The organism is Anaerovorax odorimutans (assembly GCF_024459955.1).
Classification (GTDB): Bacteria; Bacillota; Clostridia; order Peptostreptococcales; family Anaerovoracaceae; genus Hominibacterium; species Hominibacterium odorimutans_A.
Genome location: NZ_JANFXK010000074.1, coordinates 1 through 771 on the forward strand (window position 1 = coordinate 1; position 771 = coordinate 771).

The following is a 771-nucleotide window of genomic DNA, read 5'->3' on the forward strand; positions in this document are numbered from 1 at the left end:
TTTGATAGCTTAGACGAAATATGGTCGCAGTGGATAGATGCGCTTAGAGCTGGTAAATCAAAAGAATATATCCCGGAAGATTTAATACCGAGAGACCCAAACACCGGTGAGCTGATGAAGCCGAATCCATTTGATAACCGATTTGTAAAAATCGGAAATGATATGTCCGAAAATGCCCAGAACAAAATAGACCTTGAACAACCCTCCATCCCACACGAGAGTTATCTTGCGACCTATATCACGGCGCTCGACTTGTGCATGCAGGGACTGATCTCGCCATCAACGCTCGGCATTGATGTGAAGAAACTGGACAATGCGGAAGCACAACGCGAGAAAGAGAAGGCGACGCTCTACACTAGAAATGCCATCGTAGACGCATTACAAGAAGATTTGAAAGAGCTAATCTCGGTCAGTATCATGGCTTACCGGGAATTGATTACAAAGGAAGGTGTTGATCCCATTGATGTAGAGGTGTCTTTTGGGGAATATGCAAATCCGTCTTTTGAGAGCCAGGTCGAGACGGTCGGCAAAGGCAAGCAGCAGGGCATCATGAGTATTGAGGCTTCTGTCGAAGAGCTGTACGGGGACAGCAAAGATGAGGACTGGAAAAAAGAAGAGGTGGCCCGGCTGAAAGCGGAGCAGGGTATCGCGGATATGGAAGAACCGGCAGTCAATCTGGAGGCCGGCGATTTTAATTTAGGCGTAGATGGAGGTGTGGCCGATGGAGGTCAAAGTGGCGAACCGAACGTACCGGATGGGAAAGAAGGAGTA

The 771-nt window shown here is 48.1% G+C and carries 1 protein-coding gene; it reads left to right on the top strand.

Going from position 1 to position 771, the window contains the following annotated elements; translation table 11 throughout:
- Positions 1-771 (top strand): hypothetical protein (locus tag NE619_RS17900; RefSeq protein ID WP_330640849.1); only part of this gene is annotated, 771 nt, incomplete at both ends.